Annotated in this window: 33 protein-coding genes; 11 read left to right on the top strand and 22 right to left on the bottom strand. The window is 60.3% G+C overall.

The features are described 5' to 3' along the window. Nucleotides 1-18 precede the first annotated feature (18 nt). From CCOS191_RS09430 to CCOS191_RS09355, 19 genes are all read right to left on the bottom strand, one after another. The gene (locus CCOS191_RS09430) at nucleotides 19-642 is read right to left on the bottom strand and encodes a putative metallopeptidase (protein ID WP_046854956.1); all 624 of its coding nucleotides are present in this window, start codon (nucleotides 640-642) and stop codon (nucleotides 19-21) included. Beyond that, entirely contained in the window at nucleotides 617-1069 is a 453-nt protein-coding gene (locus CCOS191_RS09425; RefSeq protein WP_046854955.1) for a proteasome subunit beta, read from the bottom strand. The genes CCOS191_RS09430 and CCOS191_RS09425 overlap by 26 nt, the downstream gene beginning before the upstream one ends. Further along, nucleotides 1066-1314, bottom strand: a complete 249-nt coding sequence (locus CCOS191_RS09420; RefSeq protein WP_046854954.1) for a hypothetical protein — start codon at nucleotides 1312-1314, stop codon at nucleotides 1066-1068. Before CCOS191_RS09420 ends, CCOS191_RS09425 begins: the two co-directional genes overlap by 4 nt. Before the next feature lie 59 nt (nucleotides 1315-1373). Then, on the bottom strand, nucleotides 1374-1691 hold the full coding sequence (locus tag CCOS191_RS09415; protein WP_046854953.1) for a phage holin family protein: 318 nt from the start codon (nucleotides 1689-1691) through the stop codon (nucleotides 1374-1376). Beyond that, entirely contained in the window at nucleotides 1688-2077 is a 390-nt protein-coding gene (locus CCOS191_RS09410) for a putative holin (protein WP_046854952.1), read from the bottom strand. Before CCOS191_RS09410 ends, CCOS191_RS09415 begins: the two co-directional genes overlap by 4 nt. A gap of 10 nt (nucleotides 2078-2087) precedes the next feature. Then, nucleotides 2088-2351 carry a hypothetical protein gene (locus CCOS191_RS09405; protein WP_046854951.1) on the bottom strand — a complete coding sequence of 88 codons (264 nt, stop codon included), beginning with the start codon at nucleotides 2349-2351 and terminating at the stop codon, nucleotides 2088-2090. A gap of 138 nt (nucleotides 2352-2489) precedes the next feature. After that, entirely contained in the window at nucleotides 2490-3170 is a 681-nt protein-coding gene (locus CCOS191_RS09400) for a hypothetical protein (RefSeq protein ID WP_046854950.1), read from the bottom strand. Then, nucleotides 3167-3289: a hypothetical protein gene (locus CCOS191_RS28525; protein WP_269451414.1), complete on the bottom strand. Its 123-nt coding sequence runs from the start codon at nucleotides 3287-3289 to the stop codon at nucleotides 3167-3169. Before CCOS191_RS28525 ends, CCOS191_RS09400 begins: the two co-directional genes overlap by 4 nt. Next, nucleotides 3286-3888, bottom strand: coding sequence for a recombination protein NinG (locus tag CCOS191_RS09395; protein WP_046854949.1), 603 nt, complete (start codon nucleotides 3886-3888; stop codon nucleotides 3286-3288). The genes CCOS191_RS28525 and CCOS191_RS09395 overlap by 4 nt, the downstream gene beginning before the upstream one ends. Then, the gene (locus CCOS191_RS09390) at nucleotides 3879-4178 is read right to left on the bottom strand and encodes a response regulator transcription factor (RefSeq protein WP_046854948.1); all 300 of its coding nucleotides are present in this window, start codon (nucleotides 4176-4178) and stop codon (nucleotides 3879-3881) included. Before CCOS191_RS09390 ends, CCOS191_RS09395 begins: the two co-directional genes overlap by 10 nt. Further along, entirely contained in the window at nucleotides 4175-4645 is a 471-nt protein-coding gene (locus CCOS191_RS09385; protein ID WP_046854947.1) for a hypothetical protein, read from the bottom strand. Before CCOS191_RS09385 ends, CCOS191_RS09390 begins: the two co-directional genes overlap by 4 nt. Next, the gene (locus CCOS191_RS27860) at nucleotides 4642-4815 is read right to left on the bottom strand and encodes a hypothetical protein (protein ID WP_156177525.1); all 174 of its coding nucleotides are present in this window, start codon (nucleotides 4813-4815) and stop codon (nucleotides 4642-4644) included. Before CCOS191_RS27860 ends, CCOS191_RS09385 begins: the two co-directional genes overlap by 4 nt. Continuing rightward, nucleotides 4812-5153 carry a hypothetical protein gene (locus CCOS191_RS09380; RefSeq protein WP_046854946.1) on the bottom strand — a complete coding sequence of 114 codons (342 nt, stop codon included), beginning with the start codon at nucleotides 5151-5153 and terminating at the stop codon, nucleotides 4812-4814. Before CCOS191_RS09380 ends, CCOS191_RS27860 begins: the two co-directional genes overlap by 4 nt. Next, nucleotides 5153-5380 (bottom strand): hypothetical protein, encoded by a 228-nt coding sequence (locus CCOS191_RS09375; protein ID WP_046854945.1) that lies wholly within the window; start codon nucleotides 5378-5380, stop codon nucleotides 5153-5155. The genes CCOS191_RS09380 and CCOS191_RS09375 overlap by 1 nt, the downstream gene beginning before the upstream one ends. Continuing rightward, nucleotides 5377-5526: a hypothetical protein gene (locus CCOS191_RS27855; RefSeq protein WP_156177524.1), complete on the bottom strand. Its 150-nt coding sequence runs from the start codon at nucleotides 5524-5526 to the stop codon at nucleotides 5377-5379. Before CCOS191_RS27855 ends, CCOS191_RS09375 begins: the two co-directional genes overlap by 4 nt. Further along, on the bottom strand, nucleotides 5526-6287 hold the full coding sequence (locus CCOS191_RS09370) for a replication protein P (RefSeq protein WP_046854944.1): 762 nt from the start codon (nucleotides 6285-6287) through the stop codon (nucleotides 5526-5528). Before CCOS191_RS09370 ends, CCOS191_RS27855 begins: the two co-directional genes overlap by 1 nt. Further along, nucleotides 6284-7063: a helix-turn-helix domain-containing protein gene (locus CCOS191_RS09365; RefSeq protein WP_046854943.1), complete on the bottom strand. Its 780-nt coding sequence runs from the start codon at nucleotides 7061-7063 to the stop codon at nucleotides 6284-6286. Before CCOS191_RS09365 ends, CCOS191_RS09370 begins: the two co-directional genes overlap by 4 nt. Continuing rightward, on the bottom strand, nucleotides 7060-7482 hold the full coding sequence (locus CCOS191_RS09360; RefSeq protein WP_046854942.1) for a hypothetical protein: 423 nt from the start codon (nucleotides 7480-7482) through the stop codon (nucleotides 7060-7062). The genes CCOS191_RS09365 and CCOS191_RS09360 overlap by 4 nt, the downstream gene beginning before the upstream one ends. Beyond that, nucleotides 7479-8279: a Rha family transcriptional regulator gene (locus tag CCOS191_RS09355; protein ID WP_046857728.1), complete on the bottom strand. Its 801-nt coding sequence runs from the start codon at nucleotides 8277-8279 to the stop codon at nucleotides 7479-7481. Before CCOS191_RS09355 ends, CCOS191_RS09360 begins: the two co-directional genes overlap by 4 nt. Nucleotides 8280-8430: 151 nt before the next feature. Here CCOS191_RS09355 and CCOS191_RS26790 point away from each other — a divergent pair, with 151 nt between their 5' ends. Continuing rightward, on the top strand, nucleotides 8431-8643 hold the full coding sequence (locus CCOS191_RS26790; protein ID WP_052752585.1) for a hypothetical protein: 213 nt from the start codon (nucleotides 8431-8433) through the stop codon (nucleotides 8641-8643). Here CCOS191_RS26790 and CCOS191_RS09350 read toward each other — a convergent pair. From CCOS191_RS09350 to CCOS191_RS09335, 3 genes are all read right to left on the bottom strand, one after another. Further along, nucleotides 8621-8812: a hypothetical protein gene (locus CCOS191_RS09350; RefSeq protein WP_046854941.1), complete on the bottom strand. Its 192-nt coding sequence runs from the start codon at nucleotides 8810-8812 to the stop codon at nucleotides 8621-8623. The genes CCOS191_RS26790 and CCOS191_RS09350 overlap by 23 nt on opposite strands. Before the next feature lie 276 nt (nucleotides 8813-9088). Beyond that, nucleotides 9089-9295, bottom strand: a complete 207-nt coding sequence (locus CCOS191_RS09340; RefSeq protein ID WP_046854939.1) for a hypothetical protein — start codon at nucleotides 9293-9295, stop codon at nucleotides 9089-9091. Between the two features lie 31 nt (nucleotides 9296-9326). Then, entirely contained in the window at nucleotides 9327-9641 is a 315-nt protein-coding gene (locus CCOS191_RS09335) for a Cro/CI family transcriptional regulator (RefSeq protein WP_331711969.1), read from the bottom strand. Between CCOS191_RS09335 and CCOS191_RS26785 the strand changes: the two genes are divergently transcribed. The 10 genes from CCOS191_RS26785 (at nucleotide 9640) to CCOS191_RS09285 (ending at nucleotide 15144) form a co-directional block, all read left to right on the top strand. After that, a complete protein-coding gene (locus CCOS191_RS26785) occupies nucleotides 9640-10098 on the top strand; it encodes a helix-turn-helix domain-containing protein (RefSeq protein WP_052752584.1) in 459 nt (152 codons plus the stop codon). The two genes, CCOS191_RS09335 and CCOS191_RS26785, sit on opposite strands and share 2 nt — an antisense overlap. Then, nucleotides 10079-10537, top strand: coding sequence for a DUF6932 family protein (locus CCOS191_RS09325; protein WP_046854938.1), 459 nt, complete (start codon nucleotides 10079-10081; stop codon nucleotides 10535-10537). The genes CCOS191_RS26785 and CCOS191_RS09325 overlap by 20 nt, the downstream gene beginning before the upstream one ends. Then, a complete protein-coding gene (locus CCOS191_RS09320) occupies nucleotides 10537-11475 on the top strand; it encodes a hypothetical protein (RefSeq protein ID WP_046854937.1) in 939 nt (312 codons plus the stop codon). The genes CCOS191_RS09325 and CCOS191_RS09320 overlap by 1 nt, the downstream gene beginning before the upstream one ends. 434 nt (nucleotides 11476-11909) lie before the next feature. Then, the gene (locus tag CCOS191_RS09315) at nucleotides 11910-12110 is read left to right on the top strand and encodes a hypothetical protein (RefSeq protein ID WP_046854936.1); all 201 of its coding nucleotides are present in this window, start codon (nucleotides 11910-11912) and stop codon (nucleotides 12108-12110) included. Nucleotides 12111-12166: 56 nt separating this feature from the next. Beyond that, nucleotides 12167-12928 (top strand): class I SAM-dependent methyltransferase, encoded by a 762-nt coding sequence (locus tag CCOS191_RS09310; protein ID WP_046854935.1) that lies wholly within the window; start codon nucleotides 12167-12169, stop codon nucleotides 12926-12928. A gap of 369 nt (nucleotides 12929-13297) precedes the next feature. Next, nucleotides 13298-13714, top strand: coding sequence for a hypothetical protein (locus CCOS191_RS09305; protein ID WP_046854934.1), 417 nt, complete (start codon nucleotides 13298-13300; stop codon nucleotides 13712-13714). Then, a complete protein-coding gene (locus CCOS191_RS09300; RefSeq protein WP_014859727.1) occupies nucleotides 13711-13905 on the top strand; it encodes a hypothetical protein in 195 nt (64 codons plus the stop codon). The genes CCOS191_RS09305 and CCOS191_RS09300 overlap by 4 nt, the downstream gene beginning before the upstream one ends. Then, entirely contained in the window at nucleotides 13902-14474 is a 573-nt protein-coding gene (locus CCOS191_RS09295) for a hypothetical protein (protein ID WP_046854933.1), read from the top strand. The genes CCOS191_RS09300 and CCOS191_RS09295 overlap by 4 nt, the downstream gene beginning before the upstream one ends. After that, on the top strand, nucleotides 14471-14692 hold the full coding sequence (locus CCOS191_RS09290) for a hypothetical protein (protein ID WP_046854932.1): 222 nt from the start codon (nucleotides 14471-14473) through the stop codon (nucleotides 14690-14692). The genes CCOS191_RS09295 and CCOS191_RS09290 overlap by 4 nt, the downstream gene beginning before the upstream one ends. Continuing rightward, nucleotides 14689-15144, top strand: a complete 456-nt coding sequence (locus tag CCOS191_RS09285; RefSeq protein ID WP_046854931.1) for a hypothetical protein — start codon at nucleotides 14689-14691, stop codon at nucleotides 15142-15144. The genes CCOS191_RS09290 and CCOS191_RS09285 overlap by 4 nt, the downstream gene beginning before the upstream one ends. The last annotated feature ends 54 nt before the right edge of the window (nucleotides 15145-15198 follow it).

The following is a 15198-nucleotide window of genomic DNA, read 5'->3' as shown; positions in this document are numbered from 1 at the left end:
TCCAGAGCCTGTCCAGAATCACGCCGACTTGAGCAGACAGGTTCCGCAGGCCCTCGAAATGTTGATCTTGGCCACCTCAGGCGGCCGGCTTGCAGCGTCGATCAGCTGCTGTACGTCATGGCTGGCACCGTAGCGGCGGACCACGCCGACGAACTCCTCCACATCGTGGCCACGCAACGTAAGGCTGGGCAGGCCGTCCTGGGTGAACTTGGGAGCGCCATACTGATCTAGCTTCTGGGCTATGTGGTAAAGCTCGTGCTCGATGAGAGCGCAGAACTCGGTGTCGGAGCACTGGGAGCAGTAATCCGCAGCCAGGGTGATGACAAAGCCCGGCACCTCGCCGAACCAGTCGATCATCTGCTGCTCTTGCCGAGCCTTCTGCCACCCGCCTGCACGGAACATCACCGCTTCGGCCTGGCCTACCACGGTTCGACCTTGCTTCTCAAAGCAGGCAGACGCCCACAGGAAGCGCAGCGGTGCGTCGGCCAGGTGAGCATGGTCAGGGTTGTGTAGCTCTCCCGCCTCGCTGAGGATCGCGGCTTGCACCCACTCGCCAACCTCGGGCGCCGGCTGGAGCCTGGTGCCGAGCATCGACAGCTCAGTCAGCTCAAGGAGATCAGCTGGAGGAACTGGCCTTTCCATGCTGGTCAATCCTCATAGTCCGGACCTTCCCGCCGGTGTAGATATCCCGCTTCATGGCGGCGCGCACCGCTTCTTCGGCGCTTGCGCCCATGTCCATTGCTGCCAGGGCATAGGCCGAGCCGCTGCCGATCGCGTCAGGGTTGGCCGGGTCGAGGTCCTGCCGCCATACGCCAGTCTTGTCGTCATGGCCGACCATCTGCAGCCTGCCGCCATCCACCACATAGCCCGAGCACTCGACAGGTACCGGCGATGGCGTGCCGAAGTAGGCCGCAATCAGGGCCTTCTCGTCGCACACGGCACCGGACAGGAAGAAGCTGACGCCATCCACGACGGTTAGCTTTTGGCAGTCATCGGAAACGATGGAGCCGCTGCGGGTTTGGCGGGAGTCATAGGCGATTACGCCATCCTTGTAGGCGATGGTCGTCATTCACCGGGCTCCATGCGCTGACCAGAAATAACCTCGCCCAGGCTCAGGCCGTAACGGGATCGCGAAGAGTCGATGCCGCGCTGGCGATCATTTGCCACCATTGCGTCAGCGACGGTGTCGGCCATCTCTCCGTTCGGATACTCGCCAACTGCAGACGAGGCGGTGGAGGCTCCAGACGCTTCATCGACCTGGCAGCGCGTGACGATGTATCGGGTAACCGGGCGAACTTGGTATTCGGTCTTCATGGGATATCTCCGGCCTGCGCACAGGCTGAGTGGTGGTCGCGCCACGAAATGGCGCACGTCTATTTTGTGGCGCGCGGCCTTTGCCTGGACTGATCGAACAACCGGGCCACGTTGCCGCGCGAGCGCAGCGCCAGGATGAACAGGATCCCGAAGATCAGCGTGCTGGGCACCGAGGTGACCGGCCACTGACCGTACAGCAGGATCGCGCCGATGATGCTCAACCACTCCTGACCGAACAGGGAGGCCAGGCAGAAGGCGCACAGGCTGGGCAGGAACTTGTAGCTCGATCCGCCCCGCCGGTACATGAACGCGATGACGAAGCAGATCCCGCCGCAGAACCCGGCATGGGCCAGGGTGATGGTTTGGTCTAGGGTCATTGGCCCCCTCGCTTGGGGAACAGGCTGCCAATTGCTGCTGGCAGCTCGGTTACCCACTTCGGCAGTTTGCCGGTGTTGAACGACTCCAGAACGCTGATGCTCACCAGGACCGTGGCCAGCCCGCAGGCGAAGGCGGCGATGCCGCTGGTCTTCGTCCAGGCCTGGGCCAGGATCTCGGCCGAGCCGTAGTAACCGCCGATCCAGCCGACGAGCAAGTACCCGAGGCGTTGCCACAGGTTGATGTCCTTCGCCCAGAGGATGAAGAGCAGCGCGCCACCGAAGGCGCAGACAACAGCGTTGAGGTCGATCGTGGGGAGGCAGCTTGCGAGGGCAATGCCGCCCAACCCTACAACCGTGCAAGCTGCTGGGGTAGCGGCATCGGCCATGTTCAGTCCCTTAGTGTTTGTAGCGGAATGGTGCCGGGCCACGGATGTCGAGGCCGGTGGCGAGCACCCATAGCGCGAAAAGGAGGATGCCAGCGCTCAGTGCGGCAGCCAGGAATGTGGCCCGGCGCTCTTGGGCCGAACCGTCGGGCCTTTTGAGGCCCTGAATGATGAATACGCAGCCAAGGAAGACATTGGCGCTGATGTCGCGGTGCAGGGTGTAGCTGGCCAGGGCCAGAGCGAACGCCAGGAGGCTCCATGCGGTTGATGGCTTCATGCGCTTTCCTACGGGCAACAAAAAGCCCGACACGATGGCCGGGCTTTGTGCGTCACTCCTCAACACGCGCAGGAATGACAGGATGGAGCAAATTTACGACATGGCGACATGATATTGCAAGCCCTTTTGAGGGCCTTTTCATGCAGCCTCGTCGAATAGCACTCCAATCGCCTCAAGCATGTGCTGAGCCTCGACCAGCGCCTCGTTCACCATCGCCTCCAGAGCGCCCTTGATGGCCCGGTTCCAGCGCTGGTAGGTGCGCTCGGTCAGGCCTTGAGAATCCCAGTTGGTCATGTCGTAGTTCGACTCAGCCAGGACGATCATCTCCCCCGGCTTCACCTCGGCCAAGGCCCGGGCATTCTTGTTGGCGCGGTCAGCCGCAGCGGCAGCCGCCCTGTTGCGCCAGTCCCACTGCCCCTCCCGTTCGTTCTCGCGCGGATCGGGCGCCTTGACCTGCGGGATCTTGCGCTGAATTCCCTTCGTTTGCTGTGGAACCGCCCAGACCAGCACAGCCTGCTGAGTGAACCGCTTCGGCGCCGGGGTTTGGACGACGGCAATCAGCCGGCCAATGGAATCGACCTTGCGCCCCTTGTGCGTGCTGTACTTTGCCACCAGGGCGTTCCAGTGCCGCGGGGAGAGCTGGGCATGGAGCAGTCGGTGCACGATCGAGTCGGCCAGTAAGGCTGCGTCCTTCCCGGAGATCTCCCCCTTCAGCTTGCCCGCCTGCACTCGCGGTTCGACACTGCACCCGCCAGCGCTGTTGATCGTCTCTGCTGCCAGAGCCCGCACCACCGCCGATACCACGTTTTGATAAATCATCGTCCTTGCTCCTTCTTCCGGCGATTCGCGATGAGCTGGGCGCGCGTGACGCACCAGGTGGAGCTGATGAACATGGCCAGCAGGAGCAGGCAGACAGTTTGTTCGATGGTCCAGGTCATGCTGCTGTCCTCTTGAGGTCGCGGAGTTTCTGGCGGTACAGGGCCTTGATGGCCTGCAGGTCTTCGATGGTCAGGCGCTGGGGCTTATGAGGCCCTTCGAGCCAATCAACCTGGTCGGCGCCGATGCGCTTCACCAATCGGATGCGGTACTCGACCGCGTTGCCCGACAGGTTCCGGTTGCACTTCACGCACTGGCGGTGGACGTTCAGCGGCTCGAACCGAAGCTCCGGGCAAGCGCCCACTGATCGGTAATGGCCGGCGTCCCAGCGGCTTCCGGTGATCAGGTCATGGTCTCTCGGGTTCGAGTCGCAGCTGATGCATGGCAGGCCGGCGTCACGCTCGCGAATGTAGGCATTGAACGCGGTCTGCGCCTCGGCCATGTGTTCGCGGCGGGTCTTCAGCTTCTCCCGGCGCTCCTGGAGGTCCTGGCGGGCCTGCTTGGTGATGGCCTTGGCCGCGACCTTCTGCAGCTTCGGATCTTTGGCCATGGCCTTGGCGCAGGCGATGCTGCACACCTTCTGCGTGGACATGGACGGTTTGAAGGGCTTGCCGCAACCTGGTGCCTTGCACTTCTTCGGCTTGATCTGGGCTACGCGCATGGCTCGGCCTCCGAGGCGTAGATGATTCCTGCCGCAACTGCCTTAGCGACCAGCTCCGTGCGGTTGGAGGCCTTCAAGTGCAGGCGGGCATCAGCCATCCTGCTGGATACCGTGCCCGGCGAAATGCCGAGCTCGCGAGCGATCTGCTTGCCACTCTTCCCTGTTGCAGCGAGAACAACGCACTGCACTCCGCGCCGGGTCAGGCCCTGGCCGTATATGCCTCTCCAACCAGGCGCTGCGAAAACGCCTTGGTCTTTGTTCCGCTTGAGGTTTGCTTCCTGGCTCTTCATGCCGCCTCCTCCCCAAGCAGGTCGCTGAACACCACGCCGCGGGCGGTGAAGTCCGCCACCACGCGCTCGGTGTAGGCGATGCCCTGGGCGCGATTGAACAGGCTGGTCACCGGGAAACCGTCGGGCCCCAGAAGCTTGCAGTCGCCCATGAGATCGAGCTTCTCCTCGTAGTTGAGGTGTTTGGTGGTCCGGTGCCAGGCGGCGCGGTAGTCCTCATCCTCGTTGATCAGGATCTGCACGCCGTGGTGCAGCTTGCAGTACTTGCGGGCCTCCGACGCGTCACCGATCTGGGTCATCTCCGCGATGCGTTTGTAGAACGCGAACCACAGGGCGTTCTGGTCCAGGGTTCGGTCCTTGCCTGGGCGCATGCTGATCACGACGAACTTCTTGTCGCGGAACAGGCGGGTCAGCATGGTGATCGCCTCGGACAGCTTGGCCTGGCTGTTGACGCTGATCTTCTCAGTCATGGCTTGCCCCTCACGCAGCTGGTGCGAACGATGCTGAAAGCACCCTCAAGGTCAGCCTTGGCCTGCACAGCAGCCTGCTGGCACGCCTCGGCTGACTCCATCGGGACGGAGGTCATAGCCGAATCCTTGCCGGCGGTGAATAGAACGATCAGGAAGTAGGCAGCGATCATGGCGCCACCTTCAGGCCCTGGGCCTCGATCACTTCCTTGGCTTCAACCCTGCGGCACAGGCCGAATATCTCGTCTGCATCCTCAACGTCGCTCATGCTCGGGACGAATTCATGATCGCGGTGCGAGTCATACGCGCCCTCGAAGCCAACCACCTTGGGCAGTTCCACCACCACGGCCTCGCGTGAGGCCTGCCACACCTCCCACCGGTCCTGGATTTTTTCGAGCCCGTAGGCGTTCGATTCCGCGTCGTACATGAGCCACATTGGGTCAGTCTGTGGACCCTGCGGCGCATCACACTCCCACGCCTCGAACTGCTCGCGCATCTTGTTGGTGTCCATCAGTGCTTCTCCCGCATGTGCGCTGCCATGTGGCCCATCTGCTCGACGATGAAGCGCTCTTCGTCAGCGATGGATGCCGTGATCTTCCCCTTGCCATTGAGGCATCGCCGGCAGTCCACGCGGGACCAATCGCCAGACAAGTTGCTCTCGTCGCCGAGCCAGGTTCCGCAAACGGCCTGTTCTTCCGATTCCTCGCCATGAGGATGTGGATCGTAGTGAGTCTTCATGGCTGCACCCCCATGCGATTGAGGCAGGCTTTGCAGGTGACCTTTTCAGGCTGGTCGGTGAACTGAGTGGCCCGAACCTTCCGGCCGCACTTCACGATGATGAAGCCCATGTACGCCATGCGGTGCCACATGTGGATTCTGTTCATCACACCCCCTCCCCGGCCGGCTGCCCGGCGCGCTTGATGTTCAACTTGGCCAGCAGGTGTGCACGGCAGTCGGCGGCGCTGGTTGGGATCTGCTGGATCTCCAGCAGGCGGACCTGGCGCTGACTGGCGTACTCGTCGGCCAGCTGAGCGGCGCTCTTCTGGCTGTCGTGGCCAATGCCGGTGGCGATGTCGCCCAGCGGCTCGCCGGCGACCAGCATGCGGATCGTGATGTCGTAGGCCCGGGCGAACACCTTCTCGGCCCGCTCAACCTCCATCGACCCCAGGTTCTGCGCTTCGCATTGCAGGGCCGCGTGGCGAACCGCTGCGTGCGTCCAAACGCGTGACCCTGCCCGGCTGGGGTGGAAATTCTCCAGCGCCTCTGCCAAGGCCCTCGCAAGCGGCGGAATGCCCATCTCTTCCGGGGTCGGCTGGCACAACTTGATGAACTTGCCACTGCTAGGGGCGAAGTCGGTTCCTAGCACCCGGCACTTCTGGATGCCGAAGCGGATCTGCTCGAGCGTGTTGATGCCCGCGGCGACGAAGGACTTGATCCAGCTGCGCTTGGCAGCCTTCAGCGCGTCGTCATCGGGCCAGGCCTGCTTCCACGCCGGGAAGATGGCCTGCAGCTCTTTGAACAGGGCGTTGACCACTTTGGTGGTGCCTGGGTCAAGCTGCTTGGCCGGGGTCTGGACCTCGCCAGGCAGGTTGCGGGCCGTGGCCATGATCTGCGTCACGCTGCGTAGTTTCGGTTGCGCGCTCATAAGCCCCCCAGGTCATCAGCCCAGCTGGTGTCGTTGAAGTCAGGACCGTTGCGGCGCTGGCCCTGCTGCGCACCAGGCAGCACCTTCTCCGGGAACAGGCCGGTCCAGCCGTTGCTGATCGACTGGTTGATCACGGCGTCGGGTTCGTGGTGCTTGGCCAGCTGGGCGGCCTGGCGCTCGCAGGACGTCTTTGTCAGGCGCTTGCCGATCTCGCGGCGGTGCTGGCACCAGTCAGCCCATACGGAGGCGCTGACGTTTGCCGGCTTGGCAGTCATCGGGTCGAACTTAGGATCCTTCTTCGGTGCCGCAGGAGCGTCAGCGACTGGCTGCTTCGGTTCTTTGATGGTTCCTTGATGGTTTATTGATGGATTGGGTGCAGCTCCTGCACCCCGTTCTGTCGTGGTTTGCACCCCGTTGTGTCGTGAACTGCACCCCGTTGTGTCGTCATTTGCACCCCGTTCGGAACCGGGTGCAGCTGGTGCACCCCGTTCGATGCACAGGTCGTACACGGTCGGGCGGCGGTCGTGGCGGTCGATATAGGCACCGGCAATGGCCTGATTCCCAAGGCGAATCACACCGATTTCCAGCAGGTGGTCGAGCTTGTACTTCACCGTACGGATGGACAGGCCGGTGTCATCACTGATGCTGGAGGAGGACGGAAAAGCCCCTCGGCCGTTCTTGTCGGCATAGTTGGCCAGGACCAGCAGCACGTAGCGCGCAGTAGCGTCTACGATGTCGCGCTGCTCCAAGGCCCAGGACATGGATTGAACGCTCACTGGGCACGCTCCAAGGAGGCAGCATCCCGCTGTTGGCAGACCAGCATGAGCGCCGCATTCCGCTCCTCGCGCGCGGCGTTGCCGCGGCGGCGCATGCCTACGACGTGCCGGTACGCCCGGAACTTCAGGCCGGTGCCAGAGGGGATCTCGGTCGCGGCTTCTTCCAGGTCGCAGCGGACTTCGCTGTAGCAGTAGGCGCCGTACTCGACATCGCGGAACTCGGTCGAATTGAGCTCGTTGACGTAGAAGTCACGCGCCGTCTCGCAGTCCGCGCAGGTCTTGTAGGTCGACACGTCGCCCTCCCAGAGACCAGAGACGAACTCGTAGCGGTCGCCTGGCTCGATGTGGCCACGGCATTCGGTGCATGTGTGACGCTTGCGCGCAACGCGGTGCGCTTCGGTGTGGAATGCTGGACTCATGCTGCACCCCGCACGGCCTTGTCGTGGGTGTGCAGGCCGTCCCAGTTCTTTTTCATGGGCAGATCGCCGGCCAAGTAGAGCTCGTACAGGCGTGCGGCGCCCTTGCGCAGGAGGATCGGCGTGTAGCTGATGAAGGGCTCCCGGCCGTGCGGGCTGATCTCCTGCTGGTGCTCGGTCATGTACTTGTCGCGAGCGTAGGCGGCGACGCGGTAGCGGGTGCCGGACTTGCTCTCGTTGTAGAGCCAGTTGCGGCCTTCGAGGAAGTGCCCGACCTGCATCACGTTTACCCCATTGAGGCCCTTGCAGAATTGGACGTGGCTCATGCCCTCCTTGAACAGGTTCTCCAGGTGGTCGATCTTCTTGGCCTGGGCCTCGACCTGGACGGTGAGCAGAACGCGGGCCTTTTCCGACTCAAGGGCCATCTGGAGGATTTCCAGCTTGCTCAGGTCGGCGGGCATCGGCTTCGCGACATGGGCCTCCAGCTGCTGCCAGCGGTCCACCAGCGCGGCAGTGAACTCTGGCGACAGCTGGGCGACGACAACGAAGCTGTCGCGCTTTCCGACCAGGTACTGCTTGATGCAAAGCGGGCCAGGCCCGGGGTTTGGGACTTCCTCAAATTGAGGGAGTCCAATCAGGCCTTTGGCGTGAAGCGATTCGATGGTGCGCCACACATTGTCGTGGCGCTTCTGGGTAACCTCGGCGATCTCCCTCGACGACATCCGCGCCACAAAATCGCGCTTGTCGTTTTGTGGCGCGACCCTTTGCAGGGCCTGTACACTTTGGGTCTGCATATGCATAATTCCCCTACAGAGTTTTGTATTGCAGAGAGCCGGGCCGCGAACCCGGCTTTTTTGTCTCTGCGATTTGGTGTTGCGGTGTTGCATTGGGTGTCCGGCGCATCCGTGGTAGCTTTTTGCTTCCACACAACAAGGTCCAAGGAGACCGGACATGGCTGAAAAATCTGTCGAGCAAATGGCTCGCGACACGCTGAATTCCCTCATTGCTGGCGGCTACTTCAAAACCGCACTCGTCAATCTCACCTCAGACGGCCTAACCCTGGATAAAGAGGCCTTGTCGACTATTGAGGGCCAGCTTCGGAACTACTACTCAACTGGCATGTACGCTCCTGTGCCGCCGGCTAATGTGGCGTTCCGTCTGTGAAGTAGCGCGCCATAAAGACGAAGGCCGAGGCAAACGCTTCTCCGTGAGCCCTGGCCTTCTCCTCCTTGAATTCGTCACGCAAGATGCTGCCTGCCGACTCTTTCAGCGACTCAGCACAGGCCCGCGCAAAGATCAGTTGGATTTCCTGCTGCATTGCTTCTGGTGACATGCCCTTCTCCTGATCTGTTTATGAGGGTCTCTTCAGCCCCTAGATGAGGGCCTCACCTATCCGGTAGAGGGCCTCTTCAGTCCCACCAGCTCCAGAACCGGTGCCTTTCGCCTTCCCAGGAATACCGTTGCGCCGGACGTGATTGCTTCGAGCAAGACCTCGTTAACGGCCTCCTCAAACGTCCAGCCCCTGGCCTCCATCAGGCGATGAATCTTGGCTCTGGTCTCTGGTGGCACGTTCTCTTCACAAAATTCCATCGTGCCCTCCTGAGGGCCTCTAGCCCGCGATATCCTTCAGGTCGTCGGGCATGAGGGCTTCGATGCCGCCATTCACAGCAGCCCACTCGAGCATCTCAAAGAGGTAGGTCGCGTACTCGCGGCGGGACTTGTGAGCAGCACGCTGAAGCTGTCGATCAAGCAGCGGATAAAGTCGGACCTTCCTCGCCAGGTCTCGGCGCTGTGTAAGGGGGTCTTTGAATCCCATAGGGGTAATGCTCCTTGCGGTTTAAAAGTTGTTAGGCAGCTGATTTTTTTTGCTGGGGCTGAGATGGAAATGGCCTTATCTCTTCGGCGCTAAAGCCCCCGTCATCGCTCTCGATTACGAAAATCTCTCGGCCAACCTGAAGGGCTTTGTTGAGCGCGCTCTGGCTCATTCCAAGAAATCCAGCGGCCTTGGTTTGCCCTTTCTCATTTGCAAACTGGCCCAATGTGATTCGGCGCATCGCCAGATCTCCACGCGTAGTCATGGACCAAGTATCGCCGCCGGAGTTTTTTAAATCAACCCCGGCGGCGATTGAAAATTTATCGCCGCACTGAATAATCACCGCCATGAAGAAGCGCGCACTTGAACAGTGGGAAATCGACGAATGCCTTGCCCTTAAGGCAGCGGTTGACGATTTCAACAGAGGGAAGACACGGGCCGAGTCATTGACTCAAGGCAAGATCGCGGATGCGCTAGGGATTAATCAGGGCTCAGTCAGCTCGTACCTCAACGGAACCAATGCCCTCAATGCGAAGGTCGCATCAGTGATCGCAGGGCTGATATCTGTTCCCGTTAGCACTTTCAGTCCACGCCTGGCCGAGGAGATCGCCAAGCTGGCACCCCTACCAGTAGGCGGCAAAACCCACTACTACCAGTCTGACAAGTACCAACAAGCCTCTCCTGAAATGCGCAAGACGGTGGATGAGGTAGCTACTCAGTTGCTTGACCTTACGCCTGAGCAAGCTCAGAAAATCAAGCAGGTAATGGACCTACTGATGCCCGCCGATGAGCCAAGAAAAAGTTGATTACCCGCCCCTGCTTGCTGCTGGCATCCACCCATTCTCCCTTGAGCAACTGAGATCCCTGACGGTCGATGGCTTCCCCAATTCAAGCCGGAGGAGCATCCTGTTTGGGGGGTTGAGCGTGTACGTTGAGCTGCTTCAAAATGCAGGCCTCAAGAGCACGATCTGGGTCGATGGGTCCTTCATGTGCGCTAAGGACGATCCTCAAGACATTGACTTGGTAGTCGTCTATGATCCCGAGAATGTTGACTCGCTTTCAGAGGCGGCGCTCCCGGTAGTCAACAACCTCCTGAACAGTAATTTCGCCGCCGCACGTTTTGGCCTACACGTGTTCAAAGTAGAGAGCACGGATCAGGAAGGTTTGGATTTCTGGATGCAGAAATTCGGTACCCAGCGTGATGAAACCACTCCAAAGGGGCTTGCTGCCCTGAGGTTAAATTGATGACTGAGCAAGCAAATCGAATCGATTGGCTTGAGCGCCAGCTTGCTCAGGTCAGGCAGTTCATTGAGCGCGACAAGCTTAGGCTTGCGGAGTCTCCCAAAAAATTCTCGATCCAGCTCTCCCTGGATTCGTGGCTTTCCCATCAGGATGAGCTCCAACAGGACCTTAGGCAGGCGAAAGCGGCTTTGATGCATGAGGTTGTCGAGCTGCGACTTATCGGCCGAAGAATGGATGGCAGCATCCCTTTGAGATTGCTTACAAAGGTTGCCGAGAAGTTCAACAGCGCTGTAGCTCATGCGGCCTACCACCTCCGACATGGCTCCGTTCCTAAAAAGGGTATACCGGAGGGTGTGTCTGAGGAGATTGACCTCCGGCTTTCCGGGCTCTCCTTTGGCTCAACGAGGCTGATGTTTGCTGGGAACATCGCACCAGACACAGTCGGTGATTCCCTCATGGAGGGCGCCCTTGAGCAGATTTTCGATGTGCTTTCCTCTCCCTCCCAGGAGCGAATTCGCGAGCTTGTTAGGGCTATAGGCGCTCCAGCTGCAAGGGCCTTGAGCGACCTTCTTGCGGCTCTCGAAAAACAGGAGATTGGTGCCGAGCTTACCTGGCCTTCCCCTAACTCCACTGTCTATCACTGGGGCGGGTCGCTAGAGGCCGTTAGGTCTGCGCATTCCCGGCTGCATGTATTGCAGATTGAAAAACCAATCGCAGTGACCGTTGAGGGTCGTGTCTCTCAGCTCAACGAGACAGGGGCCCTGTATGTCCGTGACGATCGAGATGCGAAGACGAAGGTTCATTACAACAAGCAGCAGTACCCACATATCCAAAAGCTGACCCTCGGCATGCAGGTTTCGCTTCAGGCTCTCAAGCACACTACCCGGGACGAAGTAGCTGGCAGGGAGTACACAACCTACCACCTCGTTACCGAAGACTGAGCCCCAATCCCCACATAAAAGCCCGCCTTGAGCGGGTTTTTTTATGCCTCACAAAAAAAGTATCGCCGCCGGAGTTGACATTTATGTATCGCCGCCGGCAATATCAATTCACCGAGGCGCTACGCAGCCCCTCGAGAGGCCCTCACAGGCCGACGCTCTTTAGCGACACACCTTGCCGGATCGACACCGGCCCAGATTCAAAGGCAGCGATGGACAGGCCTCAACAGTCCAGAGGGGTGGCAACTGCCCCTGGCGTGCAGCGTAAAGCGCCGAGAACAGTTATCCAGCGGGAAGAAATGCCGAGAGGCCCGCGGCTGGAGGAACAACCAGAAGATAGCCAGAAGCAGACGCCAGTAGCGTGCCCTGGCTGGCCACGAGATTCACTGATGCCGCTTCGATGAGGCGGCATTGGGAATCCACTGGAGGAACACAGCATGACCACGATCATCAAGGACACCTTCACCAGCGGTGCACAGGTGAGCATGGAGATGGACAAGGACGCAGAAGAGCTTTTCGTTTTCCGCTACCCGGCCGGCCAAGGCTGCATCGTCAGCAAATGGCCGCTCGACAGCTACCACATGCCGATTGCGATGGCTCATTACGAGGAATGCTGCGAGCTGGAGCGCGCGGTGTGATTTCACTCGCAGCCATTCCCACGAGTGGCTGCTGGGAAATCAACCGGGAGTGACACATGAAAGTCGAAAACGAAGTGATGGCGCTGTTGAGCGCCTCGCGTACCGAAGGCAACAAGCTGTTCATCACTGGCGGTCAGCTCGAAAAGAACCTGTACCAGCGCCTCGACAAAACTCTTAAAGCCGCCGGTGGCAAATGGAACACAAAGGCGAAGGCTCACTTGTTCGACGGTGACGCCGCTGACGCCATCGAAAATATCCTGCTGACCGGTGAAGTCACTGTGCCTCAGGACTTTGGCTTCTTCCCAACCCCTCCGCATGTGGCAAAGCAGGCGGCTGACCTGGCTATGATCAGCGACGGAATGATGGTTCTGGAGCCAAGCGCGGGGCGCGGCGCTCTGGCAGTAGCTGCCAACGCAGCAGCCTCTGGGGTGATCGTCGATATGCACGAGCTGCTCCCCGAGAACCATAAGGCGCTCATTGATCTGAAGCTGCCATTGTCCGGCGTCTTTGAGCCAGGCGACTTCCTGCAGGTTGAACCGAAAGCGGTTTATGACCGCGTGCTGATGAACCCGCCCTTCGACAAGAAGCGCAGCGACATTCACCACGTTGTGCATGCCCTGAAGTTCCTCAAGCCCGGCGGCAGGCTGGTGGCAATCATGCCGTCTGGCGTGACCTTTCGGGACGACGCCTTGACCAGGGGTTTCCGAGGGATCATCCAAGAGCGCGGTGGCAGAATCGAAACCCTGCCGGAAGCCTCTTTTAAGCAAGCCGGAACGATGGTCAACACCGTGTTGGTGGTGATCCCGGCTGCAGCCTGAACAACCAGCGTCCTGTCAGCCTGACGTTAACTGCCCGATGCCCTGCTCCCCATCGCAGGCTGCATCGGAGTGTGATCTGAATGCGCAGGCTGATGCGCATGCTCATGGAAGCGGTACCTGTATGCCTCAGTACTGAGCGCGACCAACGCCGGAGTTCAGCACCGGCCAGATCACACCCCGATGCAGATGCCCGCCGCCGAGCGGTGAAATCCCGACACGACTTGATCGCGGGTCAGGCGGCGGTAGCTGTATCCCCTTCCTTTCACATACGACCGCATCGGCAGGCGCCAGGCCACCTTTCACGGTGGGTTTGGTCACCCGCGCCTGGCTCCTGACCAATGCGGCCGCATAACCCACCTGGAGATCGCCATGGGCGCACTTCGAGCAGCACAGTTTGAGTACGACAACCGGATGCCGCCGGCGGTGAGCGAAGTTGCCGACGCGGAATCCACTTGGATAGACGACGGCATCGCTGAGCTGATGGCGCGCCGCGACGTAGTGTTCCAGCGCCGGATGCGCCCGAAGCAAGGCGTCACCTATGAGCGCTTCGCCCAGGCGGTGGATGAGTTCGTGATGGGCCAGCTGGGCCTGAACGGCATCAGCAACTCGGTGCTGGGCCGCCTGGTTCTGGCTGCGCGCTGCAAAGTGACCAGCGACGCAGCAGCGGCAGCTGACGAGATCCTGAGCGTGGCCAACCCTGAGTCGGCGCTGGAAGAGATCGCCCGCCAGCTGCTCACCCCCTTCGCCAAAGAAGGAGTTCTGGCCCAGGCTGAGGAGGCTCAATGAAAAGCCCTCACGTCCTGATCGACGAAGAGCTTGAGGCCATGGCTCACCCTGAGACGCCACTGTCCTGGCAGGCCATGGTCCTCAAGCTCCTCACCGAAATGCTGGCCGACCAGCGCATCACCATCGAAGAGTTCAACCACTACTGCGGGCGCCTCAACAAGATCGTTGATGGGCGCAAGGAGGTCGCGTGAGCAAGATTGATTGGAGCAAGGCGCCCGAAGGCGCTACGCACTTTGGCGTTGAAAACGAGTTCTACTTCTCCGCCTGGTACAAGGTTGAGGGTGAGCAGATCCTTGCCTACACCGAGGACGGCAGCATGTGGCGCGAGGCAACAGACAGCTGCGTATTCCCGAAGGTATCCAGCCTTTCCGCCAGGCCCGAGCAATGGAGTGGCGAGGGCCTGCCACCGGTTGGCATAGTGTGCGAGTTCGCCGGATTCAACCCAGAGGAAACCTTGCCGTCTGATCCGATGATTGGTGACCGTGTGACGGTGATTGCTCACTTCAAGAGCGGCTCAATTGATGTCGCGGCATTCACGTTCTTTGCTCCGCCTGAATTCGAGTATTTGCAAGTCGGTCAAGGCGCACATGGCTGCTTCCGACCTATCCGCACGCCCGAGCAGATTGAAGCAGAAAAGCGAGAAGAGGAGGTCAAGGCCATGATGGCTTTGAATCCTGATGAAAACCCTAATCAGGCACTCACAAAGTGGCTGTGCGAGGCTCTCTACGACGCCGGCTACCGCAAGCAGGAGGCATCATGACCACGCCAATCGTGAAGACGCTCATCGACGAGCAGATCGCCGAATTGCCCGAGGCTCAGGCTATGCCGGCCGACCGAGTGCTGATGCTGTTCAAGGGGCCGACGCTGTTTGACGCCAAGAAAGCCGCTGCCGAGGCGTTCATCGAGAACCCAGAGGCTGTCACCCGCAGCTGGTGGATGTGCGGTGAGTGGACAGTTGGGTATGAGGTGCGGGCATGAAGCTTGAGCGCTCGATACTCATCACCTTGGCCGCTCACGAATCAGTCTTGCAGCGGATCAAGTCGTTGACGGCCGAGATCGGTCTTCACCTTGGTCGATGTGAGAACCGCTTCGATTTGATTGGCCCGAAGCCTGCAAATCCACACCCAGAACTTGGCGATCTTCCTTGGCCGAACGGAAGCGAAGAGCATTTCCAGATCCTGTATGACGAGAAAAATCGCCGCAAGACACACATGTGGGACGCATTCAGAGAGTGGTCGCAGGACGAAGACCGCAGCCTGAATGACAAAGAGGTGATGGATTACCTGCTCAAGCAAGGATGCGTCCACTGCACCAGGGCCTATTACTTCGTCAGAGAGCGCAAGAAAGCACGCCGCGACCTCGGTAACTTTAGGCGATCGCTGCGCGCACTGGGCAAGTCTGCAATCAAATCCCTTGAGCCTAAGCGATGACCAGCTACCAGCGGGCCCGACGCATCGCGGCTTGGCGCGGCTCCTTCTCGATGC

The sequence above is a fragment of the Pseudomonas sp. CCOS 191 genome (assembly GCF_001007005.1).
Classification (GTDB): Bacteria; Pseudomonadota; Gammaproteobacteria; order Pseudomonadales; family Pseudomonadaceae; genus Aquipseudomonas; species Aquipseudomonas soli.
The sequence above is the reverse complement of the archived record's forward strand: the minus strand, read 5'-3'. Positions and strand labels throughout refer to the sequence as shown.

What these genes read in the sequence shown, in the direction of transcription:
- CCOS191_RS09325 (WP_046854938.1), top strand. Translation starts at nt 10,079, where the DNA reads ATGAGCCAAGAAAAAGTTGATTACCCGCCCCTGCTTGCTGCTGGCATC.
- CCOS191_RS09425 (WP_046854955.1), bottom strand. Translation starts at nt 1,069, where the DNA reads ATGACGACCATCGCCTACAAGGATGGCGTAATCGCCTATGACTCCCGC.
- CCOS191_RS09430 (WP_046854956.1), bottom strand. Translation starts at nt 642, where the DNA reads ATGGAAAGGCCAGTTCCTCCAGCTGATCTCCTTGAGCTGACTGAGCTG.
- CCOS191_RS09310 (WP_046854935.1), top strand. Translation starts at nt 12,167, where the DNA reads ATGAAAGTCGAAAACGAAGTGATGGCGCTGTTGAGCGCCTCGCGTACC.
- CCOS191_RS09395 (WP_046854949.1), bottom strand. Translation starts at nt 3,888, where the DNA reads ATGCGCGTAGCCCAGATCAAGCCGAAGAAGTGCAAGGCACCAGGTTGC.
- CCOS191_RS09350 (WP_046854941.1), bottom strand. Translation starts at nt 8,812, where the DNA reads ATGTCACCAGAAGCAATGCAGCAGGAAATCCAACTGATCTTTGCGCGG.
- CCOS191_RS09290 (WP_046854932.1), top strand. Translation starts at nt 14,471, where the DNA reads ATGACCACGCCAATCGTGAAGACGCTCATCGACGAGCAGATCGCCGAA.
- CCOS191_RS09390 (WP_046854948.1), bottom strand. Translation starts at nt 4,178, where the DNA reads ATGAAGAGCCAGGAAGCAAACCTCAAGCGGAACAAAGACCAAGGCGTT.
- CCOS191_RS09285 (WP_046854931.1), top strand. Translation starts at nt 14,689, where the DNA reads ATGAAGCTTGAGCGCTCGATACTCATCACCTTGGCCGCTCACGAATCA.
- CCOS191_RS27855 (WP_156177524.1), bottom strand. Translation starts at nt 5,526, where the DNA reads ATGAACAGAATCCACATGTGGCACCGCATGGCGTACATGGGCTTCATC.
- CCOS191_RS09320 (WP_046854937.1), top strand. Translation starts at nt 10,537, where the DNA reads ATGACTGAGCAAGCAAATCGAATCGATTGGCTTGAGCGCCAGCTTGCT.
- CCOS191_RS09300 (WP_014859727.1), top strand. Translation starts at nt 13,711, where the DNA reads ATGAAAAGCCCTCACGTCCTGATCGACGAAGAGCTTGAGGCCATGGCT.
- CCOS191_RS09420 (WP_046854954.1), bottom strand. Translation starts at nt 1,314, where the DNA reads ATGAAGACCGAATACCAAGTTCGCCCGGTTACCCGATACATCGTCACG.
- CCOS191_RS09400 (WP_046854950.1), bottom strand. Translation starts at nt 3,170, where the DNA reads ATGATTTATCAAAACGTGGTATCGGCGGTGGTGCGGGCTCTGGCAGCA.
- CCOS191_RS26790 (WP_052752585.1), top strand. Translation starts at nt 8,431, where the DNA reads ATGGCTGAAAAATCTGTCGAGCAAATGGCTCGCGACACGCTGAATTCC.
- CCOS191_RS09415 (WP_046854953.1), bottom strand. Translation starts at nt 1,691, where the DNA reads ATGACCCTAGACCAAACCATCACCCTGGCCCATGCCGGGTTCTGCGGC.
- CCOS191_RS09335 (WP_331711969.1), bottom strand. Translation starts at nt 9,641, where the DNA reads ATGGCGGTGATTATTCAGTGCGGCGATAAATTTTCAATCGCCGCCGGG.
- CCOS191_RS09355 (WP_046857728.1), bottom strand. Translation starts at nt 8,279, where the DNA reads ATGCATATGCAGACCCAAAGTGTACAGGCCCTGCAAAGGGTCGCGCCA.
- CCOS191_RS09370 (WP_046854944.1), bottom strand. Translation starts at nt 6,287, where the DNA reads ATGAGCGCGCAACCGAAACTACGCAGCGTGACGCAGATCATGGCCACG.
- CCOS191_RS26785 (WP_052752584.1), top strand. Translation starts at nt 9,640, where the DNA reads ATGAAGAAGCGCGCACTTGAACAGTGGGAAATCGACGAATGCCTTGCC.
- CCOS191_RS09305 (WP_046854934.1), top strand. Translation starts at nt 13,298, where the DNA reads ATGGGCGCACTTCGAGCAGCACAGTTTGAGTACGACAACCGGATGCCG.
- CCOS191_RS27860 (WP_156177525.1), bottom strand. Translation starts at nt 4,815, where the DNA reads ATGATCGCTGCCTACTTCCTGATCGTTCTATTCACCGCCGGCAAGGAT.
- CCOS191_RS09385 (WP_046854947.1), bottom strand. Translation starts at nt 4,645, where the DNA reads ATGACTGAGAAGATCAGCGTCAACAGCCAGGCCAAGCTGTCCGAGGCG.
- CCOS191_RS09380 (WP_046854946.1), bottom strand. Translation starts at nt 5,153, where the DNA reads ATGGACACCAACAAGATGCGCGAGCAGTTCGAGGCGTGGGAGTGTGAT.
- CCOS191_RS09375 (WP_046854945.1), bottom strand. Translation starts at nt 5,380, where the DNA reads ATGAAGACTCACTACGATCCACATCCTCATGGCGAGGAATCGGAAGAA.
- CCOS191_RS09410 (WP_046854952.1), bottom strand. Translation starts at nt 2,077, where the DNA reads ATGGCCGATGCCGCTACCCCAGCAGCTTGCACGGTTGTAGGGTTGGGC.
- CCOS191_RS28525 (WP_269451414.1), bottom strand. Translation starts at nt 3,289, where the DNA reads ATGACCTGGACCATCGAACAAACTGTCTGCCTGCTCCTGCTGGCCATG.
- CCOS191_RS09405 (WP_046854951.1), bottom strand. Translation starts at nt 2,351, where the DNA reads ATGAAGCCATCAACCGCATGGAGCCTCCTGGCGTTCGCTCTGGCCCTG.
- CCOS191_RS09315 (WP_046854936.1), top strand. Translation starts at nt 11,910, where the DNA reads ATGACCACGATCATCAAGGACACCTTCACCAGCGGTGCACAGGTGAGC.
- CCOS191_RS09340 (WP_046854939.1), bottom strand. Translation starts at nt 9,295, where the DNA reads ATGGGATTCAAAGACCCCCTTACACAGCGCCGAGACCTGGCGAGGAAG.
- CCOS191_RS09360 (WP_046854942.1), bottom strand. Translation starts at nt 7,482, where the DNA reads ATGAGTCCAGCATTCCACACCGAAGCGCACCGCGTTGCGCGCAAGCGT.